This is a genomic window from Rhizobium sp. No.120, assembly GCF_054558365.1.
This window is the reverse complement of sequence record NZ_BAAJNQ010000022.1, coordinates 1-23,011: the sequence shown is the minus strand read 5'-3', so window position 1 is coordinate 23,011 and position 23,011 is coordinate 1. Positions and strand designations below refer to the sequence as shown.

Below are 23,011 nucleotides of genomic sequence, written 5' to 3'. Positions count from 1 at the left end.
AACGACGTGAAAGCTCTGGTTTTCGAGGCACCCGAAAAGCCTTTTATCGCCGATGTAAGCATGCCCGACCTTTCGCCGCACGAAGTGCTGGTTCACACCAAGGCCGTCGGCATCTGTCACTCCGACTATGAGCTTCTGGCCGGGCGCTACATCATCCCGATTTCCTATCCCGTGACCCCAGGTCACGAATGGAGCGGCGAGATCGTCGAGGTCGGACGCAACGTCAAGGGCTTCAAGAAGGGGGACCGCGTTGTGGGCGAATGTGTGGTGAGGACGCCGGAGCGGCTGCACCATTTCGGCTTCTCCATGAGCGGCGCCGACCGCGAATTCTTTGCCGTCAATCCGGAATGGCTGCACAGACTACCCGATGCGGTGGATGACAAGAAGGCGGCGCTGATCGAGCCTTTTACCTGCGGCTTCTATGCGGTGCTGCGTTCCGGCGGCACCAATGCCAGCGAGACCGTCGTCGTCTCGGGCGGCGGCACGATCGGCCTCGTCTCGGCCGCGGCGGCGATCGGCATGGGTGCCCGGGTCATCGTTGTCGATCCGCTGGCCTCGCGCCGTGAGGTGGCAACGCGCCTTGGCGCCGACGAGGCGATCGATCCGACCGACGGTGGTGCCGCCGATAGGATTCGCGAGCTGACGGGTGGCCATGGCGCCGATCTTGTCATCGAGGCTTCTGGCCACGACGCGTCGCTTGCTGCGGCCTTCGACTACGCCCGTGAGGAAGGTCGCATGTCGATGGTGGGCATCAATATCGGCCGCAAGGTGCCGGTCACGATCGGCCAGATTCAGATGAAGAACCTAACCGTTCGCGGCTGTATTGGCTCGCCGGGCGTCTGGCCTGCCGCCATTCGCTTCCTGGAACGCACGGGCATCGATCTGTCGCCGATCCAGACGCATGACTTTGCCCTGACGGAGGCAGTCCAGGCCTTCTCGTTCGGTCAGGACCCTACGAAGAGTATCAAGATCACCCTGTTGAACGGTTGAACACATGAGCAAGCATGCCCTGATTGTCGGCGCGACCGGCATTACCGGAAGCAATCTCGCTGAACTCCTGCTGGCCTCCGATGACTGGAGCGTGTCGGGCTTGTCCCGATCCGTCAGCCCTGTTGCCGGCGTGCAAACGCTTCGATGCGATCTCGTCGATCCGGATTCGGTCCGCGGCGCGCTGCTTGGCTTGCGGCCGACCCACGTCTTCATTACAGCCTGGTCGCGCCGGGAAACGGAAGCGGAAAACTGCAAGGTGAACGGAGCGATCGTGCGCAATGTGCTCGACGGATTGCAAGGCGGGAGCGTCAAACATGTCGCGCTGACGACCGGGACCAAGCACTATCTCGGTCCGTTCGAAACCTACGCGAAGAAGCAACCGGAAACACCGTTTCGCGAAGAGCAGGACCGTCTGCCGGGCGACAACTTCTACTACGTCCAGGAAGACGAGGTTTTCGCCGCCGCCGCCCGCGATGGGTTTACGTGGTCCATCCACCGACCGCATACGCTAATCGGCTATGCCGTCGGAAACGCGATGAATATGGCGGCAACGCTCGCTGTCTACGCATCGATCTGCAAGGAGACGGATAGACCCTTCATATTCCCGGGATCGCCGCAGCAATGGCAGGCGGCGACCGATGTCACCGATGCGCGCCTGCTTGCCCGTCATCTTCGATGGGCCGCAACGACGGAGGATGCCGCCAATCTCGCCTTCAATGTCGTCAACGGCGAGGTTTTCCGGTGGAAATGGCTCTGGCCTCGGATCGCTGCCTATTTCGGCATTGAGGCGGCACCCTATTCAGGTGCGCCAGATCCGCTGGAAATCCAAATGGCAGGGGCGGGCGAGATCTGGAATGGGATGGTGAGGAAATATGGCCTGCAACCCAACGCGCTGACGCGCGTCGCGTCCTTCTGGCATTCGGACGCAGACCTGGGGCGCCAGGTGGAAACCTTCAATGACATGGGTCGCAGCCGCAAACTCGGCTTTCTGGATTACCAGGACACGACCCAGTCCTTCACCGACGCTTTCGACCGCCTGCGCGCGGATCGCATCATACCTTGATTAAGGAGGATCGCATGGGTGCCGACCTCACCACACCGGCTACGCGGGCCGGATATTTTACCGAAGAAAACTCGATCGAGACCGTCAACGCCCGTATGGCCAAGCATATCAATCCGCGACTTGCCGAGATCATGGCATCTCTCGTGAAGCATCTCCATAATTTCGCGCGCGAGACCGAGCTCACGCAGGAGGAATGGGAATTCGGCATCGATTTCCTGACGCGCACCGGGCAAATCTGTACGCAGGAGCGTCAGGAATTCATTTTGCTCTCGGATACACTCGGTCTTTCCATGCTGGTCGACGCCGTTAACAACAGGCGGCCGCATGGCGCGACCGAAAATACCGTCTTCGGTCCTTTCCATGTCGAGGGTTGCCCCGTTCGCCAGATGGGCGATCGGATCTGCCTGGATGGTAAGGGCGAGAGCTGTCTCTTCATCGGGCGCGTGCTCGACCTCGACGGCAATCCCGTCGCCGGGGCGAGGATCGATGTCTGGTCCGACAATGCTGAGGGCTACTACGACGTTCAGCAGCCCGATATCCAGCCGAAATGGAACAATCGCGGCGTGTTCGTGACTGCTGAAGACGGACGCTACAGCTTCATCGGCATCAAGCCGGTGTCCTATCCCATTCCCGACGATGGGCCGGTCGGAAAGATGCTGGCAAGCCTCGGCCGCCATCCGTATCGCCCGGCGCATATGCATTACATGGTGCGTGCAGAGGGCTTCCAGAAGTTAGTGACGCACACCTTCGTCGGCGGTGATCCCTATCTGGAGTCGGACACAGTATTCGGCGTCAAGAAGACCCTTGTCGCGCCGTTCACGCGGGTCGAAGGCGGTGAAACGCTCTGGCGATCCGATTACGATTTCGTTCTGGCAAGACCAGATGAGAGGCGTTAGGAGCCACCATTGGAAGATTTCGTCTATACTGGAAATCCCGGTCGCGTGGTCTTTGGCAGCGGCACGATTGCCCGCCTCTCTGAGGAGGCAGACCGGCTGAAGGCAAAGCGAATTCTCGTGCTCTCGACGCCCGAGCAGGCCGGGCAGGCTGCCAACATTGCCGGACATCTGGGCTCGCGCGTCGTCGCAACCTATTCGAAAGCGCAGATGCACACTCCCGTGGAAGTGACTGCCGATGCTATGCGGTTGATCGAGGATTGCTCGGCCGATGCCGTGCTTTCGGTCGGAGGCGGCTCAACCACCGGACTTGGAAAAGCGATCGCATTCCGCACCGACCTGCCTCAGATCGTCGTGCCGACGACCTATGCGGGATCGGAAGCAACGCCGATCCTGGGCGAAACTGAAGGTGGTCGCAAGGTCACCAAGTCCGATCCGCGCATTCTTCCCGAAGTCGTCATATATGACGTGGATCTGACCCTGACCCTGCCGGTCGCGCTATCGGTGACCAGCGGCATAAACGCTGTCGCGCACGCCGTGGAAGCACTCTATGCCAGGGAAGCGAACCCGATCATTTCGTTGATGGCCGAACAGGGAATATCGGCGGTCACTCGTTCGCTGCCGCTTATTCACGCCGATCCTGGTAGCCGCAGCGCGCGCTCAGATGCGCTCTATGGGGCATGGCTCTGCGGCGTCTGCCTTGGCTCGGTCGGCATGGCGCTGCATCACAAGCTTTGCCATACGCTGGGCGGAATGTTCAATCTGCCCCATGCCCCGTTGCACACCGCGGTTCTTCCGCATGCTATCGCCTACAACGCGTCGGCCGCGCCAGCGGCCATGAAACATTTGTCGCGGGCCATGGCCGTTGATGATCCGGCTGCAGGTCTTTTTGATCTTGCGAAGCGACTTGGTGCGACGATGTCGCTGAAGGGTCTCGGAATGCCCGATGGCAGTGTCGAGAGCGCTGTCGAACAGGCACTGGCCAGTGCTTACTGGAATCCACGCGAGCTTGAGAAGCCCGCGTTGATCGCATTGCTTGATCGTGCATTCCACGGAGAGGCACCCTTGGGAGCGTGATCTGAGCTACCCTGGCGCCGCCCGACGGGAGCGTGGAAGGGTGGAATAGCGGAGGTCCAAAATGGATAAATCCTCTGTTTCCTTTGTTCTCGGTCCGCGTACCATCATAGTCGCGACATTTACAAGTCGCCGGTCGCTCGGGAGGAGCGAATAGAGAGTTTGGTGAGGAGTCTGAGACAATGCTGGCAGTTCGTGTTGCAATATCCAACCCAGACAAGGCGGATGCGCGCGAACGTCATCTCGAAGATCACAAACGTCATCTTCGCTCAGGAGGCATCCACGTGGTTCAATCAGGTCCGATTCTGGACGGCGCCGGGAAGGGAAGCGGCGGTGTCGTCATTGCCGAGGTTGCCTCGCTAGACGATATGCGCCGGTTCAGTTCAGAAGATCCGTTCGTGCGCCATGGTGTCTATTCGACCGTCAGTATTTACGAGTGGCGCCCGACGATAGGCGGCAACGCCTGACGCGGCGGCGAGTGAATTTCGATGCCCGGTCAGTTTTCGAAGGAGGAGAGAAAATGAGAGCGGTACGATTTATCAATTGGGACAAGGTCCGAGACTGGCTCGCGCAGGCTGGATGCGCCTGCAGCGGTTATTATGCCGAGTATGAGGCTTTGCGTCCGAGACCACATCCGCACTCCCTCGCCGACAAAAATTTGAGCCACTCCTCGCTACGGGTCGTCCGGACGATCAAGGGGCGCGAGCTCTAGCGCTACGCCGAAATTCATCTTTGTTGACTTTCTACCCGCGGTGCCGGCCGTCGCGGAACGGGGAGTTCTGACGTGAACAATGCGGAAAGAAGCTTCGATGACGAACATCACCTCCATCGCTTCTAACCAGCGGATCAAGGAGCCTTTCATGGCGATACCGCTGGCGCGAAGTTTCCTGACAGTCATGCTCTCGACTTTGCTTCTTCTTGTGCTTTGCGGTGTTTTCGCGCCGTCCAGTCTGTCATCCGGCGCCCTCTCTGGGAGCCTGCCTTTCGCCGCGATTATCGCGATCGTCGGTCTTGGGCAGTTGCTTGTGGTGCAGCAGGGTGGCTTCGATCTTTCCCTCCCAGGGGCCGTGTCTCTTGCTGTGGTTATGGCCACGCACTACCCGCAGCAAGACGACGCGTTGCTTTATCAGGCCGTGCTGATCTCGTTGGGCATTGCGCTCGTTGCCGGCCTGCTGAACGGCATTCTTGTCAGCCTTTTCCGGCTAAATGCGATCATCGCTACGATCGGAACTAACGCGCTGCTTTACGGCGCCGTATTTGCCGTATCCGGTGGCGTTCCGTCCATCACGACGAACCTGCTGGCCACGATCGCCGGAGGCCAGATGTTCGGGCTCCCAAACTCCGTCGGCTTCGCGGTTGTCGCCATGGTAGTCGTCTCGTTCACGCTCAAGAAGACGGTCGCAGGCCGCAGGTTCGAAGCGATCGGCGCCAATCCGCTGGCATGCCAGGCGGCCGGCCTGCGGGTGCGCGCTCACCAGATGATGGCCTATGTGTGGGCGCAAGTGCTCTACTGTCTGGCCGGCACGCTGATCGCCGGCATTACGCGAGAGCCGACCGCCTTCCAGGGCGACAGCCTGCTGCTGCCGTCCGTAGCCGTCGTTGTCCTTGGCGGCACATCTTTGCTCGGCGGCAGAGGCTTCCCGATCTCGACGGTCATAGCGGCCTTTTTCCTGAACCAACTGAGCCAATTCGCACTCACAGTCGGTGTGCCGTTTTCGGCTCAGACCATTATCCAGGCCCTCGCCTTGGGTTTTGGCATCGGTGTTTACTCGTTCCGATGGACGGTAAATTTAAGATCGACGACTGGGGTAAAAAAAGTGGAGGAGAAACAAAGAGATATTATCCAATGGCGAAGCAATGGGCGCTTGCCGCCGTTTTCGGGGTGGCGGTTTTCGCCAGCGCCGATATTGCCAGGGCGGAAACCCCATCTTGGTGCGGGCCCAAGAAGGCGACGCTGGCGCTGCTCGACGGCTACGGTGGCAACAGTTGGCGTCAGGTGACGACCGCTTCCGGTAAGCAGACCGTCGAGCTGTGTCCAAGCATAACCAAGTACGAATATGCGGACGGTCAGGGCGATACCCAGAAGTCGATCTCCGATATCAAGAGCATGGCCGCGAAGGGCATCGACGCGTTGGTCGTCTTCGGCGATGCAGGACCGGCGGTCCTGCCGGCGCTGACCAGTGTTTACAAGTCCGGCAAGGTTGTGGTTCCCTATCGTGTGGCCGTTGGCGGCAAGGATGGGCAAAACTATTCCAAGTTCGTTGGAGCGTCGTTCGAGAACGATGGCGAGACCTGGGGCAAATGGATCAAGTCGATCCTGCCCAAGGGTGGAAATCTGCTATTCCTCAGCGGCCCTGCAGGTAACAGTCAAGGTCTCGACGAGCTCAAGGGCCTCAAGAAGGTGTTGGGCGCCGAGTACGTCTTCGTCAATCAGGCGCCCTTCGCCGTCACCAACTGGGATCCTGCCCTGACACAAAAGGTGTTGACCGCGGAAATTGCCAAGAACCCGAAGATCGACGTGATCATCTCCGACTTCGGTCCGTCGATGGTCGGCGCGCTGCCGCTCTTCAGCAAGCAGGGCAAATCGATCCCGGCGCTTGCGACCTCCGACGGCAATTCACTCGGTTGCTTCTATGAAGAGAACAAGGCCAGCAACCCTGATTTCAAGCTCTTCACCGTGGCGACCGGCAATGACAACGTTCGTCTTGCCGTTCAGTGGGCCGTTGCATTGGCAACCGACGGCAAGCCGCCGGCCGATACAACATTCAAGGCGCCAGCATTCGAAGATTCTGTCGCCGGCGGCGCCAATGCTGTGAAGTGCCGCAAGGATCTGCCTGGCGCGATCTATCTTTCGTCCGCGCTGCCGCCCGAGGATCAGGCCAAGGCCGTTACGAAGTAGTCGCAGTTCCTTCAACGATCTGCCCTGGCCTTGCACCCGGGCAGATGCAACCTCAGTCGGATTTCAGGCCATGGCCGCAGCAGACATCCATTCAAATGCACCCTTCTTGTCGGCCGAAAACGACGTCACCATCCGGCTCGATGGCATCTCGAAGTATTTCGCCGGCATTCCGGCGCTGCGCGACGTGAGCGTCGAATTCCGGCCTGGTGATGTGCATGCCATCCTTGGCGAAAACGGCGCCGGCAAATCAACCCTGATGAACATCATCTCGGGCACGCTGCAGCCGAGCGAGGGTGAGATCACCTTCGACGGTGTTCCCGTCAAGCAGATGACCCCGGAAGTCGCTGCCTCGCTCGGGATCGGCATCTGTTTCCAACACCCTGCAATTCTCGACGATCTTTCGATCGAGGAAAATCTTCTCGTGGCGCTCACCGCCTCGGGCGCGTCAGGGCGGCGATCGCCCGATGCCCTGCAGCAGATGCTTCAAACGGTCAGCCTCGATCTTCCGCTGCATATGCGAGCCGGGGAAATGACGGTTGCCGAGAAACATCTGCTGGAGATCGGTAAGGCATTTGCCGTCAAGCCGCGGTTGCTGATCCTGGACGAGCCCACCGCCTCCCTCGACCAGGAGGCCAGTGAACTGCTGTTCGATCTTGTGCGGCAGGCAGCGGCAGAGGGAACGGCCGTCGTCTACATCACCCACCGCCTTGCCGAACTCAGGCAGATTGCACAGCGGGTGACCGTGCTGCGCGACGGAAAAATTCGCGGTAGTAACCTGGTCGGGGAGATCACCGACGCCGAGCTTGTCGGTATGATCGTCGGGCGTACGCTTGCGGCGGCCTTTCCGCCGAAGGCGCCGGACGAAAGCGGAGAAATCGGGCTTTCGGTCACCGGTCTCAGCTGTGAAGGCGTCGACGATGTCACATTCCAGGTGCCGCGAGGGCAGATCATTGGCGTGGCGGGCGTTGCCGGCAACGGCCAAGCCGCGCTGATGCGAGCCGTAGCGGGGTTGGATATCTCACGCGGATCGATCAACTTGCGCGGACGCAATCTCGGCCGTGCGGAGCTTCTCGAAGAGGCTGCCTTCATGCCATCCGACCGGCTTCGGGAAGGCGTGGCGAAAGGCCTCACCGTCCGGGAGAACGCCACCTTCTCGGCGCTTGAGAAATTTGCAACCGCAGGGATCATGAGTCGGAAACGCGAATTCGATAAAGTCAGCGCGATCTTCTCCGAACTCGCCGTCAAGGCACCTAGCATGGAAGCACCGATTTTGTCGCTTTCGGGTGGCAACCAACAGAAGATCGTGATGTCGCGGGCGATGCTTTCGGATCCGGGCTTGGTTGTCGCTGACGAGCCGACGCAAGGGGTCGATGTTGGCGCCCGCTTCGAGATCTACCGTATTCTGCGGGATCTATCTGAGGCGGGCACACCCGTCGTCGTTAATTCCTCCGATGCTGTTGAGCTCCAAGGGCTCTGCGACAAGGTCATCGTCATGTCGCGCGGGCACGTGGTCGCAACGCTCGAAGGAGAGGATGTCACCGAGGAGAAGATCGTCGCCGCGGCCGTCAATGCTGAAACGCATGATGTTCGGCCTGGCGCAGCCAAAGCTTCCGGCCCTGTCAAAGGGTTGAAGCATTTGCTACAATCGGATAACGCGCCGGTCATTCCGCTGGCGCTCGTCGCGATCGTCCTCGGGCTTTATGTCAACGGGCAGAACGAAAACTTCCTGTCGGCCTCCAACATCTACAACATATTCCTGCTGGCAACGGCGCTCGGGTTTATCGCTCTCGGGCAGACGATCGCCCTGCTGATGGGTGGTATCGATCTTTCGGTCGGGCCGCTGGCCGGCTTCCTGGTGGTTGTCGCGTCGTTCTTTGTGACCGACGATATGTCGGCTTCCATGATGGCACTCGGGTTCTTTCTGATGCTGGCCGGAGCGATCACGGTGGGCGCTGTAAACGGTTTGCTGATACGTTTTGCTAATTTCACGCCGATCGCCGCGACACTGGCCATGTATATCGCCATACAGGGCTGCAGTTTCCTTTTGCGTGAAAATCCGGACGGGTACATCAGCTATGCGATTACTGACTGGATCAACTGGCAATGGGGTCCGTTCCCGATCGCATTCCTTGTGCTTTTGCTGGTGACGCTTGCGGGCGAGTATGTTCTGCGCAGATCAAGATCGGGGTGGCGCCTGCGCGCCGTCGGATCGAACGAGGATTCGGCCCGCCGCATGGGCATTCGCGTCGATCTTACATTCATTTCCGGATACGTGGCATGCTCGGTATTGACTTGCCTCGGCTCGATCATGCTGATGGCCCAGATTGGCGTGGGTGATCCTCGCCAAGGCATCACTTACACGCTTTCCAGTATCACTGCGGTGGTCCTCGGCGGAACCAGTCTGACAGGCGGGCGCGGGACGCTCATCGGAACCGTTCTCGGCGCCATCCTGCTGACCGAAGTTCTGAGCGCCGTGACCTTCCTGAGCCTGTCACAGACCTACCAGTATTTCTTTCAGGGCATCCTGATCGTCATTGCAGCACTCATTTACGCGGCAGTTCGAGGACGCCGCGCTACGGGCCATTGAAAAATATAAAGCCTATCCCGGCTCCCGCTCCCATACGCTCGGGCGATCTGCTGATCTTGGGAACGGCGTAGGCCCGAATTTCTAAGGAGGAAGAAAGAACATGACGAACAGGGTTCATGGCATGCATCATATCGGTCTGACGGTGCCCGATATCGAAGAGGGCATTGCCTTCTTCAAGGCCGTTTTCGGTGCAGTCGAGGTGTTCCGGACAGGTCCCTTCGATGTCGACCAGGATTTCATGACGAAGAAGATTGGTGCTGCTCCGCAATCGACGATACGCGACCTGGTGTTTCTCCGCTGTGGCGAGGGAACGAGCGTTGAACTGTTCGAATATAGCGGCGAGGAAATGTCTCCGCCGAAGCGACCGTCGGAAGTCGGAGGCGCACATATCTGCTTCGAAGTCGAGGATGTGCATGTATCGGCCGACCGGCTGCGAGCCCAGGGCGTCGATCTTCTCGACGGTCCGAACCTGATTACCGAGGGGCCGCTGGCCGGTTTCAACTGGATTTACCTGCGTGCCCCATGGGGACTTCTGCTCGAGGTCGCGAGCTTCGATAAGCTGGGTTACGAGGATAGTTCGCAGACGAAACTCTGGCGGGCCAAGTGTGCTTGAGCGCGAGGCGCCGAACCGATGATGTCACGTTGTTTGGCTGAAGCCAGGCGAAGGGCTTACGGTTGAGATCAAGCTGCCGCGCCGGTCGTAGTCTCCTACTGTGCCATTGCGCGGATGCGATGAATGGGGGTGGCGAGCGCGGTGTGCTTCTGGTGCGGCGGGATGAAGTGGTTTCTGATTGCTGAGAAGACCGAGATGAAATGTTGCAATCCGCCGGCGGATCGAAAACGCTGCATCGCCCGCTCCCGGTCTCGTAGTGGCAAATGTGAATTTTCCGCGCGATTGTTCAGGCCTTTATGCGACCGATGTTCAACGGTCGGCATCACATCCCGCTTTGCCGCTCCATAAGAGCGCAGCTTGTCGGTGATGATCCGCTTCGGCGTCTGGCCTGGCCTCTTCAGCAACCTGACCAGCAATCGCTTGGCGGCCTTCGTGTCGCGACGAGACCGGACGATTTCATCGAGAACGTACGCGTCGTGATCAACGGCGCGCCAGAGCCAGTGCTTCCGTCCGCCGATGGCGATCACCACCGCGTCCAGATGCCAGATATCCGTTCGCGACGGACGTTTTCTGCGCAATTGCTTGGTATAAGCCGCACCGAATTTGCGATGCCATCGGTGGATGGTTTCTTAGGGTCAGGACCCCGCTACATCATCTTCGCGAAGGAGATGACAGATGTCGCTTTGCCTTTAATTCTGAGATTTTTTGCGTTGCGTGTCGACAGACGCCACTTTTTGCCCTTGAATTCGAGACGTCATTCAGCTTCGTTCGATAGGATTTGATGTTGAGGCGCGACGTCGGTTCTCGATCCAGCGACCGATCCGGTCGACGGTTATGAGCAAGCGGTCGTCCTTTTGATAACTCCGGAGCAGGGCGACTGTGTCGAAGTCATCGATACCAGTGGCAAACAAAGCTGCTTTGAGTAGCGGACGCTTCTGGACCACTGCAATCGCGGCGAGGCAGAAAAGGCGGATGTCCGGATCGAAGCTCAAGCAGGATCTCCGCGGACATTTTTTAGTGCCATCGTAAAGATGCCGCTCCGCATTGCCCGTCGGATTTGGCGGACGCTGTTCGCGAACCAGCCGGTAGGCCGTCCAAGACCTCCTGTCAGGAGGCTTGCACCCTCTCGCGTTCCCAGCTCGATATAGGACTGGACGCGGTCGTGCTAATTCTGACTGACCATCGGTAAAGCTACTAATTCTCTCCCTGCTTATGCCTCCAGCCGCTGAACGGATTGCCTGAGATACAAATGAGGGTCGGATTAAAAAAGGACAGAGATCGGGTGCGACTTATATGATAATTCCCCAGAAACCGATACGCTTCGCTATCCCAATCTGATATGGCATCCTCCGATGCAATCCCCGCGTGCTTGTGGAGCATTCTCTTTCAGGCAACCATGGTGAGAATTTTTATGAAACATAAGTTTAGACCCCGAGCTTCCACCGGGATATTGGGTCTCGATCCCGCGATTGCGATAGGCCTCACCAGCGCCATTATATTCTTCATTGCCAGCAGCGTTATTGCATACCTTAATCTTCTTGCCCTTCAGGAAGGTAGCGATGGCATTCAACGCTCCCATGACGTCATCGTGGCCCTCGACGAACTACTATCTGAGACACAAAACGCAGAAACGGGTCAGCGTGGCTTTCTTCTGACGAACAGCGAGAATTACCTGCAGCCTTATAAGGCAGCTCTTCTGGCCATACCGGAGAAACTGGCTGAGGTCACCGAACTGACACAAGGCAACGCCGAGCAGACCAAGAGAGTGGCGACGCTGAAGCAGCAGGTCGAGGTTAAGCTATCCGAACTTGCTGAAACTATCGAACTCCGGCGTGTTCAAGGTCTCGAAGCGGCACTTTCGATCGTCAATTCAAGCCGCGGCAAGGACGCGATGGATGCAATTCGGTCGCAGATAGCGGCTATTGCCCATGAGGAGGCCGCTACTCGAGCGCAGCGTACAAATGCCATGGCAAGTGCGCAGCAGCGAGCGTTTTTAAGCACTATTTTGGCGGGTATTCTCGGTATCGTATTGACTGCAACCATCGGCTTTCTCATGCGTCGTGCGACTTTGGCACGCCGCCGCGATGAATGGCTTCAATCCGGCGAGGTAGGACTCGCATCCGCGATGATAGGCGATCAGTCGATTGATGCGCTTGGCAATAGTCTTCTTGAGTTTCTGGGACGCTATGTCGGGGCTGTCGCCGGCGCGGTGTTCACAAGCAATGGCGGCACTTTTCGGAGAGCTGCGGTCTACGGCGTTCCTGCTGGTGCGAACGTACCCATGACCTTCGCTGCACGCGAAGGGCTTCTTGGACAGGTTGCCGCCGAAGGGCGGGCTTTGATCGTCGATGACGTTCCGGATGGTTATCTTGCTTTCGGTTCGGCGCTTGGAAAGGACCGGCCGAGGCATCTCGTTATCGTGCCCGGTAAAATCGACAACGTCGTCAACACCGTGATCGAACTCGGTTTCTTACGCCCGATCGACGAAACGATCATAACACTTTTGGAGGAAACGTCCGAGGCGACCGCAATCGCGGTTCGATCCGCAAGCTACCGGAGTGAACTTCAAGATCTTCTCGAGGAGACGCAGCGGCAGTCGGCCGAACTGCAGGCACAAAGTGAGGAGCTGCGCGTCTCGAATGAAGAACTGGAAGAGCAGGGCAGGGCCTTGCAGGAGTCTCACGCTCGCCTCGAGCAACAGCAGGTCGAGCTTGAGCAAACCAATCTGCAACTGGAACAGCAAGCCCGGCAATTGGAGGCACAGCGCGATGACCTCGAGCGGATCAACGCATCCGTCCAACTCAAAGCTCGCGAACTCGAGAAAGCGAGCCGGTACAAATCCGATTTCCTTGCCAACATGTCGCATGAACTGCGGACGCCGCTGAATTCGTCGCTTATTCTGGCAAAGCTGCTGGCAGACAATCCCGATGACAATCTAACCGAGGAACAGGTAAAATTCGCCAAGACGATCCAGTCTTCCGGAAACGATTTGCTCAACCTGATCAACGATATTCTCGACCTTTCGAAAATTGAAGCCGGCCACGTGGATATCAATCCGCAAGTTATGTCGCTTGAGAGGCTGGTCGGCAATCTGCATCAGGTTTTCGAGCCTTTGGCCGGCGACAAGCGTCTCGAATTCAAGATCGCGGTTGCCCAGGATACTCCGACAACCATTGAAACCGATGCACAGCGTTTGGAGCAAGTCCTCAAGAACCTGTTGTCGAATGCGGTCAAATTTACGGACGCGGGAACGATTACGCTGTCCATTTCAAGAAACCAAGAGGGTAGCGTCGCGTTTTCGGTTACCGATACCGGTATTGGCATCGCACAAGAACAGCAGCAGAGTGTCTTCGAAGCCTTTCATCAAGCAGACGGCACCATTAGCCGCAAGTATGGCGGCACCGGTCTTGGGCTGTCGATCTCCAGGCAATTGGTCCGGCTTCTGGGGGGGACGATTGCGGTCGAAAGCCAGCCGGGTCGGGGTAGCACATTTACGGTCACGCTTCCATCGGCCTTTGATCCTTCGAGGGCCGCGCCAGATGAAACTATTATCCAAACTACATCCATAACGAAGGGGCACCCGACGGAAAGCGATCGATCGCTGCCCAGCAGCCCGTTTCGCCAGATCGATGATGACAGGGAGATATTAACCGACGCGAAGCGGGTTCTCCTCGTCATTGAGGACGACGCGAATTTCGCATCGATTGTACGTGACCTGTCACGGGAGATGGGATTTCAGTCTATCGTTGCAGGCACGGCCGAAGAAGCGTTGATCCTTGCAAGAGAGTTTCTACCGAGCGCAATCGTCTTGGATGTAGGCCTGCCGGATCAATCTGGACTGGCAGTTCTCGATCGCCTGAAAAACGATGTGCAAACCCGCCATATTCCGATCCATGTCATATCTGGCGGCGACCATACCGAAGCCGCCTATTGGCTCGGCGCAGCGGGCTACGCGTTCAAGCCCGTCAGTCGTGATCAATTGATGGAAGTCCTTCAGAAAATTGAAGCAAGGCTGTCCCGACGTGTCCACCGCGTCCTGATTGTCGAGGACGATGTCGTGCAGCGTGAAGCGGTTGCCAAGCTTCTAGCGTCACCGGATGTCGAAACAGTCACCGCCAGTACCGCAGCCGATTGTCTGCACCTGCTCAGGCAACAGACTTTCGATTGCATGGTGCTGGACCTGACGCTTCCCGACGCATCTGGCTATTCTCTGCTCGAAACGCTGAGCCAGCAAACGGCATATGCGTTTCCTCCTGTCATTGTCTATACCGGCAGAGAGCTGTCCGATGAGGACGAACAAAGGCTGCGCCGTTACTCCAAATCCATCATAATAAAGGGTGCGAAATCACCAGAACGCCTTCTCGACGAAGTGAGCCTTTTCCTGCATCAGGTGATTTCCGAGCTGCCGCCTGAACGGCAGAAAATGATCCGGAAAGCCCGTCACCGGGATGCGGCGCTGGAAGGCCGACGGATTCTCGTCGTCGAAGACGATGTGCGCAATGTGTATGCTCTTTCCAACATACTTGAACCAAGGGGCGCAATCGTCCAGATAGCGCGCAACGGCCGCGAAGCGATAGAGGCGCTGGAGACGGCCTCCGCTTCGCCCGATGCGGCCATAGACCTGGTTCTCATGGATGTGATGATGCCGGTCATGGATGGGCTTAACGCCACACGGGAGATCAGGAAGAATCCGACATGGAAAAAAATACCGATCATAACCCTGACGGCCAAGGCCATGCCGGACGATCAGCAACGCTGTATCGAGGCTGGTGCCAATGACTATATGGCCAAGCCTCTCGATGTGGAGAAGCTCCTGTCTCTCGTTCGCGTCTGGATGCCGAAGTGAGCCAGACACCAACCTCTGAAAATATCGAGGAAATCGAAATGCGCCTGCTTTTGGAGGCGCTGTTTCTCAAATATCATTACGATTTCCGCAATTATGCGATGGCATCTGTCAGACGCCGGCTGAAACAAGCCCGGCAGCACCTGGGGTTTGCGAGCTTTTCCGCGCTGCAGGAAAGTTTGCTGCATGACCCAGGCATGGTCACAACGCTCCTGCGCTATCTTACGGTGCAAGTGAGTGAAATGTTCAGGGACCCCGGCTATTTCAAGGCGATCCGAGAAAAGGTCGTGCCGCATCTGCGAACCTATCCTTCGTTGAAGGTCTGGATTGCCGGATGCAGCACGGGTGAGGAACTGTATTCATTTACCATTCTGTTTCGTGAAGAGGGGCTTGAAGATCGCACGATCTTTTACGCGACCGATATCAATCAAGAAGCGCTTCACACCGCGGAGGCGGGAGTCTACCCCCTCGACCGCCTTCAACACTTTACGGAATGTCATCGACAATCCGGCGGAAAATCCTCTTTGTCGGACTATTATCAGGCGGCATATGGCAGGGCGTCGTTCGATAAAAGCCTGCGGCGGAATGTTGTGTTTTCCGATCATAGTCTGGTGACGGATGCCGTCTTCGGAGAAATGCATTTCATCTCCTGCCGGAACGTCATGATCTATTTCGATCGGGTGCTTCAGAATCGGGCTATCGCTCTCTTCAGAGACTCTCTGGTCCGAAAAGGATTTCTGGGACTGGGAAGCAGGGAGACCATTCGCTTCTCAGAGAACGCTTCCGCCTTTCATGAATTCGTGCGTGACGAAAAGATCTACCAAAGGAGGGTCGATTGATGTCGGGACGCTACGAGGCGGTAGTGATCGGTGCGTCTGCTGGCGGTGTGGAGGCGCTCTCGGTCATTCTTCCCTTTATCCCCGAGACGTTCTCTCTACCAATCGTGGTGGTGGTTCATGTTCCGCCAGACCGGCGCAGCATAATGGCGGATCTCTTTCGGGCGAAATGCGTCCTTTCCGTAACGGAGGCAGAAGACAAGCAACCGCTAGTGGGAGGCACAATATATTTCGCCCCGCCGGACTATCACCTTCTCATCGAAACCGAAGGCAGTCTTGCGCTCTCTAATGAAGAGCCGATCTTGTTTTCTCGTCCCTCCATCGACGTTCTGTTTGAAAGTGCCGCGGACGCCTACGGTTCGCGCTTGATCGCGATCGTGCTGACCGGCGCTAATACCGATGGTGCAAAAGGGCTTCGAGCGGTTGTTGACGCCGGCGGAACGGCGATTGTCCAAAACCCTTACGGCGCGACTGCCGCCGCGATGCCGATGGCGGCCATCTCGATGGTGCCCGAAGCTCACATTTTGCAACTTACGGCGATCCGCGAATTTCTCGGGAAGATTTGAGGCTATTCATGAATCAGGTTCCTTTTCTTCTTGTTGATGATCTTGAGGAAAATCTCTTGGCCCTAGAGGTTCTCTTGCGCCGTGACGACGTTCTCTTGCTGAAAGCGCGATCGGGCGACCAGGCACTGGAATTACTATTGAAGCATGACGTGGCTCTCGCATTGGTTGACGTTCACATGCCCGGCTTAAGTGGTTTCGAGCTTGCCGAGTTGCTGCGTGGAAACGAGCGTACTCGCCACATCCCGATCATCTTTGTCACGGCTGGTTCGGGTGATGCTCGCCCCCGCTTTCGCGGCTACGAAGCGGGTGCCGTCGACTTCATACAAAAGCCGATCGAGCCTGACGTCTTGCGAAGCAAAGCAGCGGTCTTTCATGAACTTTATCGCCAGAGGCAGCAACTCGCCGTGCAGCGCGATGCACTTGCGGCGCAGGCGGAAGCACTCAAAAGTGCAGCGCGAGACAAGGACCTCTTGCTGCGTGAGATAAACCATCGCATCAAAAATCTCTTCAGCCTCGCGGCCGGCCTGATTTCTTTAAGCGCCAAGTCAGCGACGAGCGCGGCGGAGTTGGCAAATGAGTTGAGGTCGCGCCTCCAGGCGCTGGCGCGTGCCCATGAGCTGACCTTGCCTGATCTCTCCGCAAACGGCGAGCTCCGAGCCGCTGCAACCACGGTCAAGACGCTACTACGCGCAATTCTCGCGCCATATGAGCACGAGCAGGGCGCGAAGATCATCATTCAGGGTTCAGATCACCCATTAGAGGGGAACGCTCTGACATCTTTTGCGCTTCTCATGCATGAGTTGGTTACAAATTCCGCCAAATATGGCGCGCTATCCACGCCAACTGGAGCACTCACCGTGGACCTGTCTGTCTCAGACAGCTTGCTTCGCCTCCTTTGGGGCGAGACCGTTTCGTCGGGCCGCCCCAACCGCTCGGCGCGAGAGGGCTTCGGCACAACGCTGGAAAAGGCTGCTCTCACGGCGCTCAATGGCTCCATGATGAAGGATTGGCACGACGACGGGCTACGATTTTCCGTCGAGGTTCCGATCGCGGGGCTCTCAATGTAATTTACGAACAGGATGGTCAAACTTAACGTCGCTCCAAGAACGCGCGCAATGCGCACTGCGCAATATCCAGCCGGTGAGGCCAGTGCTAGCTGAATGAAAAGCTGATGTGAAAGGATCGATTTTGCTGTTGTGGCGGTTGCGCCTCGGCGTTAGGTCGACGCTGTTAGCGAAACCTCCACATCGGTCATCACGTCGCCGTTCCGAGAGTGGCGGCGCCGTATTCACCAATCAGGCTTCGGTAGCGGATGCTTAACGCCATTATCGCCGGCTTTGGGCGAGTTACAGGAAACCGCGACCAATCCCGATTCGCTTCATCCCACTCGCCAGCAACCTTTGGGGTGTGAAATGGCGCAAGGCGGAAAAATGCAGTGGCCACAAGGTTATGGGTGGCCAGCAGCTCAACGTTCTCTACCAATGCCATGAACCCATAGAACTGGGGCGCCGAGGAAGCCTCGAGCCCCAATCATTCAATTTCCGCTTATTTCACTATTTTGCCCACCGGCCTTCGTATTTGAATTCCGGAGCGTTCTTGAGCTCATCCTTTGTAGCCTTCATCGCCGCCGTCCACTTCTTGTCGCTTTCGTTGTAGGTCACTTTGACGGATGACGGGGCGACGATCACATAGCGTTCTCCCATACCAAGAAAGCCCCCGACCGACACGATATAGCCGGCAAGCTGACCGTCAGAAATGATTAAGTCCTTGATCTCGCCGACGTTCTCCTTGTCACCGTTTTGAATGTTCAGGCCGATAAGGTTATAGCTCAACACATCGGTCGGCTTGGCAGTCAGGAACATGTCGGCGATTGTCGTCGTAGCCGTGGCGGTTTGGGCGCTTGCGGTCGTCACAAGCGCAATGGTTGCAGCGAGGGCGAGAAGTAGGCGACGCATATAAATCTCCTAAATGTATGACTATGTTGAGTTATTCAACGTGACTATAATGACTTCGACGCCAAAAGGTTTCACGGATGGAGCATTTTTTTACAGTGACTTCATTCACTGGTAGAATTTGCTCGCATCTGTTCGACGGAGCCGGTGCCGCAATGGGGCTTTGTTGCAAAATCCGTTCGTGCCGGAAGGTGCGTCGGTAATTTTAGCGAGATACTTGAGGAGTGCCGCGCGATGGCAAGCTCCGGGTATTGATTATCGCGAGAATCTGACCCACTTTTTTTCGCGCTGGTCCAATCGGGACCTTTAAATGATGTTCGCCAACAATATGATAGCCCGGATATCATGGGTCAACGCGAAATGAAAAAGCGGGTTAAATCATGCTGCAATTCAACATCCCAGGACTGCGAGGCGGTTCGCAGCTTGCGTCACATTTCGGTTGACCAAGAAGAGATCGACTGATTCATTGCAGCTTTGAGTAGTCCGACGCGAGTCGAGCAGCTTCGAGATTCACGATCGGCGATTATTGACCGAAGTTAACCAAATCTTAACCATAAGTGCCGTTTGTGCGGATATGCAACATCACGTTGTGGGAAGTCGTTTTCGATGCGGCCTGCTGCGCGCACCACCTTGCGGACATTGACCTTTCTGGCCCCGGTCTCGGCCTGCCTCAACCCGGCAGTTGCCGTCGCTGCGTCATTGTCGTGGACGGGTGCAGCCGACAGCAACTGGAACAATGCGAACAACTGGTCGACGGCAGCCGTTCCGAACTCCGTCAGCTCGGTGGTGATCGACGGCGGCAATTTCCCCGCCGAGATTCTTGCCGGTGATTCAGCCTCGACCGGCGATCTCACCGTCGGACTTGCCAGTGATGGGACATTGACGGCTCTCGGAGCGCTTCAGACTTCCTCTGCCTCCATCGGCTCGCAGGCGGGCGTGACCGGCACCTTCGACCTGACAGGCTCTGCTGCAAACTGGCAGAACAGCGGAACGCTTCTGGTCGGCGACCAGGGAACGGGGACGTTTACGGTCAGCGCCGGCGGTCAATATACCGGTGGCGGTCCCGTTTATGTCGGTTATGCCTCCGGAAGTAACGGCAGCATCACCGTCAGCGGCCAATCCTCATTCACGCTTTCGGACGGCCGGTCACTCTTCGTCGGCTATGACGGTCAAGGCTCATTCGACCTGACGGACGGCTCCAGCGCCAGCACAGGTGATGCGACGCTTGGATACGGCACCGGTGACACGGGCTCCGTGTCGGTATCGGGTGCCGGCACAAGCTGGTTGATCGACGCAGATCTGGTCGTGGGTCGTGACGGCACCGGGACGATCATCATAGCAACCGGCGCGACTGTTTCGAACGACAATGCGACGATCGGGTTTGGAAACGGCGGCGGCACGAGCTCCGCGACGATTTCTGGTCTAGGCTCGCAATGGACAACCAGCGGAGTTCTAACGGTTGGCTCCAGCGGGGCTGGCGCGCTCTCCATCTACTCCGGCTCGACCGTATCGAGCGGCTCGGCCATCATTGGGCGCTTCGCCAGCGGCTCAGTCACCGTCGGCGGTGCAGGCTCGCTCTGGGACACCGGCGCTCTGCTGGTCGGCGGCGATCACAACGACACGGATAGCTCTGGTGCCAACGGCAAGCTTGACATCAGCACCGGCGGTGAAGTCATCAGCAGCTCGGCGGTTATCGCCGACGGCAAGAATTCGGTAGGCGCCGTGACCGTCGATGGTGCCGGCTCGCATTGGGATATCAATGCCGACCTGACCGTCGGCAATGAAGGCTCAGGCTCCCTCTCGGTATCAGGATCGGCAAGCGCCAGCGCAGCAACGGTAACGCTCGGCAAGGAAACCTCGTCGAGCGGTACACTTGTCGTTATCGGCAATGGCAGCCATTTCGACATGAGCGGCGAGTTGCAGGATGGCGCGGCAGGAAGCGGATCGCTGCAGATCCTCGCGGGCGGCTCTCTTTCGACGGGTAATGCCTCGCTCGGCACCGAGGCCGGCGGCAACGGCCAGGCGCTCGTCAGCGGCGCGGGCAGCCATTGGGCGATCGATGGCGAGCTCGATGTCGGTAGTAGCAGCGGTGGCACGGGAAGCATTGCAGTGTCATCGCAAGGTACGCTCACGAGCCAGAGCGCCAGCATCGGCAAAGTTCCCGGCGCCACCGGCTCCGCGACCGTGACGGGTTCCGGTTCGAATTGGAAGAACCAAGGCAACCTGACGGTCGGCGATGCCGGAGCCGGCAAGCTTGATGTCATCCAGGGAGGCACGGTCAAAACGGCGAACGCCACCATCGGCAATGCAGCGGGCAGCAGCGGCGCTGTCACCGTCACCGGAGAAGGGTCGGTCCTTTCGGTCGACGACAGATTGACCGTCGGAAATGCCGGTAACGCCAGTCTTGCCTTGAGCGGTGGCTCGACCCTCTCCGCGTCGAGCCTGACGATTGCGGCTCAGACCGGCTCCACGGCTTCGGTCAATGTCGGTGCCGCCCTTGGCCAGACCGCGACTGGCGCGGCGACACTCGATGTCGACACCATCCATTTCGGCAGCGGTGATGGCTCTCTCGTCTTCAATTTTGGCGGCGCGGCCCAGACCCTGGCTGCATCGATCGATGGCAATGGTTCACTTTACGTCGCGTCTGGCGACGTGACCCTAACGGGCAATTCCAGCGCCTTCAGCGGCGTGACCTCGATCTCCGGTGGCAGCCTGATCGTCGACGGAACACTTGGTGGATCGATCAATCTTAGCGGTTATGGCCTGCTGGGTGGAACGGGCACGGTCGGCTCGACGGTCGTTGGCGCCGGCGCGACACTGTCGCCGGGCGACAACGGCATCGGCACGCTAGCGGTCGATGGCAATCTGACCACGCAAAGCGGCTCCACTATTTTGGTGGAAAGCAACGGGACGGCGACCGACCGCATCGATGTAACCGGGACGGCCAGCCTGAACGGGGGAAATCTGTCGCTGGTCGGAGGCAGCCTGAAAGCCTTTACGAACTACACAATTCTCTCGGCAACCGGCGGAGTTTCCGGTGGATTCGATGCCATCCAGTCGAACTATGCTTTCGTCACGCCGGTCCTCGACTATTCCGGCGGTACAATCGATCTTACCCTCGAGCGCAACAGCACCTCCTTCGCTGCCGCCGGCACGACTGCAAACCAACGCTCGACAGCGCGCGGCATCGAAAGCCTCGGCGCTTCGAACAGCCTTTACGATGCCGTCGCGGTCTTGAGCATGAATGAGGCATCAGGAGCACTGCAGCAGCTTGCCGGCGAAATTCATACATCTCTTTTAGGGACGTCTTTCGACAATGGCCGCTTTGTCCGTGACGCCGCCATCGATCGGCTCCGCGACATGCAGGGCGGTGTTACCGCCAGCACCAAGCAGGCGGGTGTAACAAGCGATGCCGGTCTCGCCTATGTGAGCGACGATCGGCACCAGGCAACCGCGTCGGAAAAAGCCATCGACGGGATTCTCGTCGATCCGGCTAATGGTTTGGCATCCGTCTGGAGCGCGCCCTATGGCGGCTGGACCTCCTCGGACAATGGCAGCAGCAGCACCGGCGGCATCCTCTTCGGCTTCGATACCACGCTCAGTGATACGGGCTGGCGCATTGGAGCGCTCGTGGGCTATGGCCGCAGCCGGTTCAGCCAATCCGATGTCCCCGCCCATGCCGATACGGACAACTACAATGTCGGGCTTTATGCCGGCAAGACATGGGGCTCCCTGGCACTGCGGCTTGGCGGCACCTATGGCCTGCAATCCGTCTCCACCCTTCGCGATATCGATTTCTCCGGCTACGCCGATTCACTGCGCGCCGACTATAACGCCTATACGGCGCAGGTGTTCGGCGAGCTGGCCTATGATATCGCCCTGGGTGACACCCGCCTTGAACCCTATGCCAATGTGACCTTTACCGACGTGCGAAGCAGCGCCTTTTCGGAGCGAGGGGGTGCGGCGGCTCTCAGCGGCAGCACCGATCAATCGGCCGTCACCTTCGCCACCTTTGGGGCCCGTGCGGAACAGCAGGTCAGCTTGGGCGACACGCTTGGCAAACTATACGGCTCGCTGGGCTGGCGGCATGCGTTCGGTGATCTCGATGTTGGATCTCAGATGGCTTTTGCCGGTGGAGATATCTTCAGCGAAAGCGGAACCGTCGTCGATCGAGATTCGCTGTTGGTTGACGCGGGCTTCGACTTCGCACTTGGCCAGCAGATTTCGCTCGCGCTAGACTATAACGGAAGCTTCGGTGCGGGGAACCGCGCCCATGTCTTTCGGCTTCTCCTACAGGCGCGGTATTGATGACGGATGCGAGCGGAACCTGAAGTTGCGCAAGAGGTTACACCTGCATCTCTTCGCGGAGGTCGGATATGATGCCTACAAGATATTGCGCCGTGCCCGGTGCCGCCTAGTCTTGGTCCGTCATCGACGTTACGGCCGGCCAAGTTGAAACGTACAGGAATGTCACCCGTGGCGGTCTCACCGAATCACCAGCACTACTTTGGCAGAATTGAATTTGGGGTCACTTGGAACCTGATACGGCAGTGAGGACATCGTTGTAGTGGATGGTGGTTTGAGAGCGCGGCTATGACAGCGCATCGGATGGCCGGCAGTGTCGGCTTAGGCGGGCCGTGCCTCTTCCTTTTTTCCCGTTTTAAGTTCCATAAATCTCACTATGCCGGATCGGAT

General features: G+C 58.1%; 16 protein-coding genes and 1 pseudogene. 14 read left to right on the top strand and 3 right to left on the bottom strand.

Translation table 11 applies throughout. The features are described from left to right. Nucleotides 1-6 precede the first annotated feature (6 nt). The 9 genes from ACYJRZ_RS30080 (at nt 7) to ACYJRZ_RS30040 (ending at nt 10,119) form a co-directional block, all read left to right on the top strand. A complete protein-coding gene (locus tag ACYJRZ_RS30080) occupies nt 7-990 on the top strand; it encodes a zinc-dependent alcohol dehydrogenase (RefSeq protein ID WP_459464949.1) in 984 nt (327 codons plus the stop codon). 4 nt (nt 991-994) lie between these two features. Then, nucleotides 995-2,053 (top strand): SDR family oxidoreductase, encoded by a 1,059-nt coding sequence (locus ACYJRZ_RS30075; protein ID WP_459464947.1) that lies wholly within the window; start codon nt 995-997, stop codon nt 2,051-2,053. 14 nt (nt 2,054-2,067) lie between these two features. Next, nucleotides 2,068-2,949, top strand: coding sequence for an intradiol ring-cleavage dioxygenase (locus ACYJRZ_RS30070; RefSeq protein WP_459464945.1), 882 nt, complete (start codon nt 2,068-2,070; stop codon nt 2,947-2,949). A gap of 9 nt (nt 2,950-2,958) precedes the next feature. Further along, nucleotides 2,959-4,023 carry a maleylacetate reductase gene (locus ACYJRZ_RS30065; RefSeq protein WP_459464943.1) on the top strand — a complete coding sequence of 355 codons (1,065 nt, stop codon included), beginning with the start codon at nt 2,959-2,961 and terminating at the stop codon, nt 4,021-4,023. Nucleotides 4,024-4,202: 179 nt separating this feature from the next. Beyond that, the gene (locus tag ACYJRZ_RS30060) at nt 4,203-4,487 is read left to right on the top strand and encodes a YciI family protein (protein ID WP_459464941.1); all 285 of its coding nucleotides are present in this window, start codon (nt 4,203-4,205) and stop codon (nt 4,485-4,487) included. A 342-nt stretch (nt 4,488-4,829) separates the two neighbouring features. Beyond that, nucleotides 4,830-6,020, top strand: a complete 1,191-nt coding sequence (locus ACYJRZ_RS30055) for an ABC transporter permease (protein WP_459464939.1) — start codon at nt 4,830-4,832, stop codon at nt 6,018-6,020. Further along, nucleotides 6,017-6,919 (top strand): substrate-binding domain-containing protein, encoded by a 903-nt coding sequence (locus ACYJRZ_RS30050; protein ID WP_459464937.1) that lies wholly within the window; start codon nt 6,017-6,019, stop codon nt 6,917-6,919. The genes ACYJRZ_RS30055 and ACYJRZ_RS30050 overlap by 4 nt, the downstream gene beginning before the upstream one ends. 70 nt (nt 6,920-6,989) lie before the next feature. Beyond that, complete coding sequence (locus ACYJRZ_RS30045; protein WP_459464935.1) at nt 6,990-9,506, top strand: ATP-binding cassette domain-containing protein; 2,517 nt, start codon at nt 6,990-6,992, stop codon at nt 9,504-9,506. A gap of 100 nt (nt 9,507-9,606) precedes the next feature. Next, a complete protein-coding gene (locus tag ACYJRZ_RS30040; protein ID WP_459464933.1) occupies nt 9,607-10,119 on the top strand; it encodes a VOC family protein in 513 nt (170 codons plus the stop codon). A gap of 95 nt (nt 10,120-10,214) precedes the next feature. Here ACYJRZ_RS30040 and ACYJRZ_RS30035 read toward each other — a convergent pair. Together ACYJRZ_RS30035 and ACYJRZ_RS30030 are read right to left on the bottom strand one after the other, a co-directional pair. After that, nucleotides 10,215-10,748, bottom strand: a pseudogene (locus ACYJRZ_RS30035) (IS6 family transposase); the annotation flags it as partial. Nucleotides 10,749-10,877: 129 nt separating this feature from the next. After that, nucleotides 10,878-11,111, bottom strand: coding sequence for a hypothetical protein (locus ACYJRZ_RS30030; protein ID WP_368518778.1), 234 nt, complete (start codon nt 11,109-11,111; stop codon nt 10,878-10,880). Nucleotides 11,112-11,530: 419 nt separating this feature from the next. Here ACYJRZ_RS30030 and ACYJRZ_RS30025 point away from each other — a divergent pair, with 419 nt between their 5' ends. The 4 genes from ACYJRZ_RS30025 to ACYJRZ_RS30010 are packed head-to-tail and all read left to right on the top strand — an operon-like array spanning nt 11,531 to nt 17,431. Next, the gene (locus tag ACYJRZ_RS30025) at nt 11,531-14,965 is read left to right on the top strand and encodes a response regulator (RefSeq protein WP_459464994.1); all 3,435 of its coding nucleotides are present in this window, start codon (nt 11,531-11,533) and stop codon (nt 14,963-14,965) included. Between the two features lie 38 nt (nt 14,966-15,003). Continuing rightward, nucleotides 15,004-15,801, top strand: a complete 798-nt coding sequence (locus ACYJRZ_RS30020) for a CheR family methyltransferase (protein WP_145324386.1) — start codon at nt 15,004-15,006, stop codon at nt 15,799-15,801. Next, a complete protein-coding gene (locus ACYJRZ_RS30015) occupies nt 15,801-16,364 on the top strand; it encodes a chemotaxis protein CheB (RefSeq protein ID WP_459464931.1) in 564 nt (187 codons plus the stop codon). Before ACYJRZ_RS30020 ends, ACYJRZ_RS30015 begins: the two co-directional genes overlap by 1 nt. A gap of 8 nt (nt 16,365-16,372) precedes the next feature. Beyond that, nucleotides 16,373-17,431 (top strand): response regulator, encoded by a 1,059-nt coding sequence (locus ACYJRZ_RS30010; protein ID WP_368518775.1) that lies wholly within the window; start codon nt 16,373-16,375, stop codon nt 17,429-17,431. A 486-nt stretch (nt 17,432-17,917) separates the two neighbouring features. Here ACYJRZ_RS30010 and ACYJRZ_RS30005 read toward each other — a convergent pair whose 3' ends face one another. After that, nucleotides 17,918-18,319, bottom strand: coding sequence for a PRC-barrel domain-containing protein (locus ACYJRZ_RS30005; protein WP_152096252.1), 402 nt, complete (start codon nt 18,317-18,319; stop codon nt 17,918-17,920). A 603-nt stretch (nt 18,320-18,922) separates the two neighbouring features. Between ACYJRZ_RS30005 and ACYJRZ_RS30000 the strand changes: the two genes are divergently transcribed. Continuing rightward, complete coding sequence (locus tag ACYJRZ_RS30000) at nt 18,923-22,624, top strand: autotransporter domain-containing protein (RefSeq protein ID WP_459464928.1); 3,702 nt, start codon at nt 18,923-18,925, stop codon at nt 22,622-22,624. Nucleotides 22,625-23,011 lie beyond the last annotated feature (387 nt).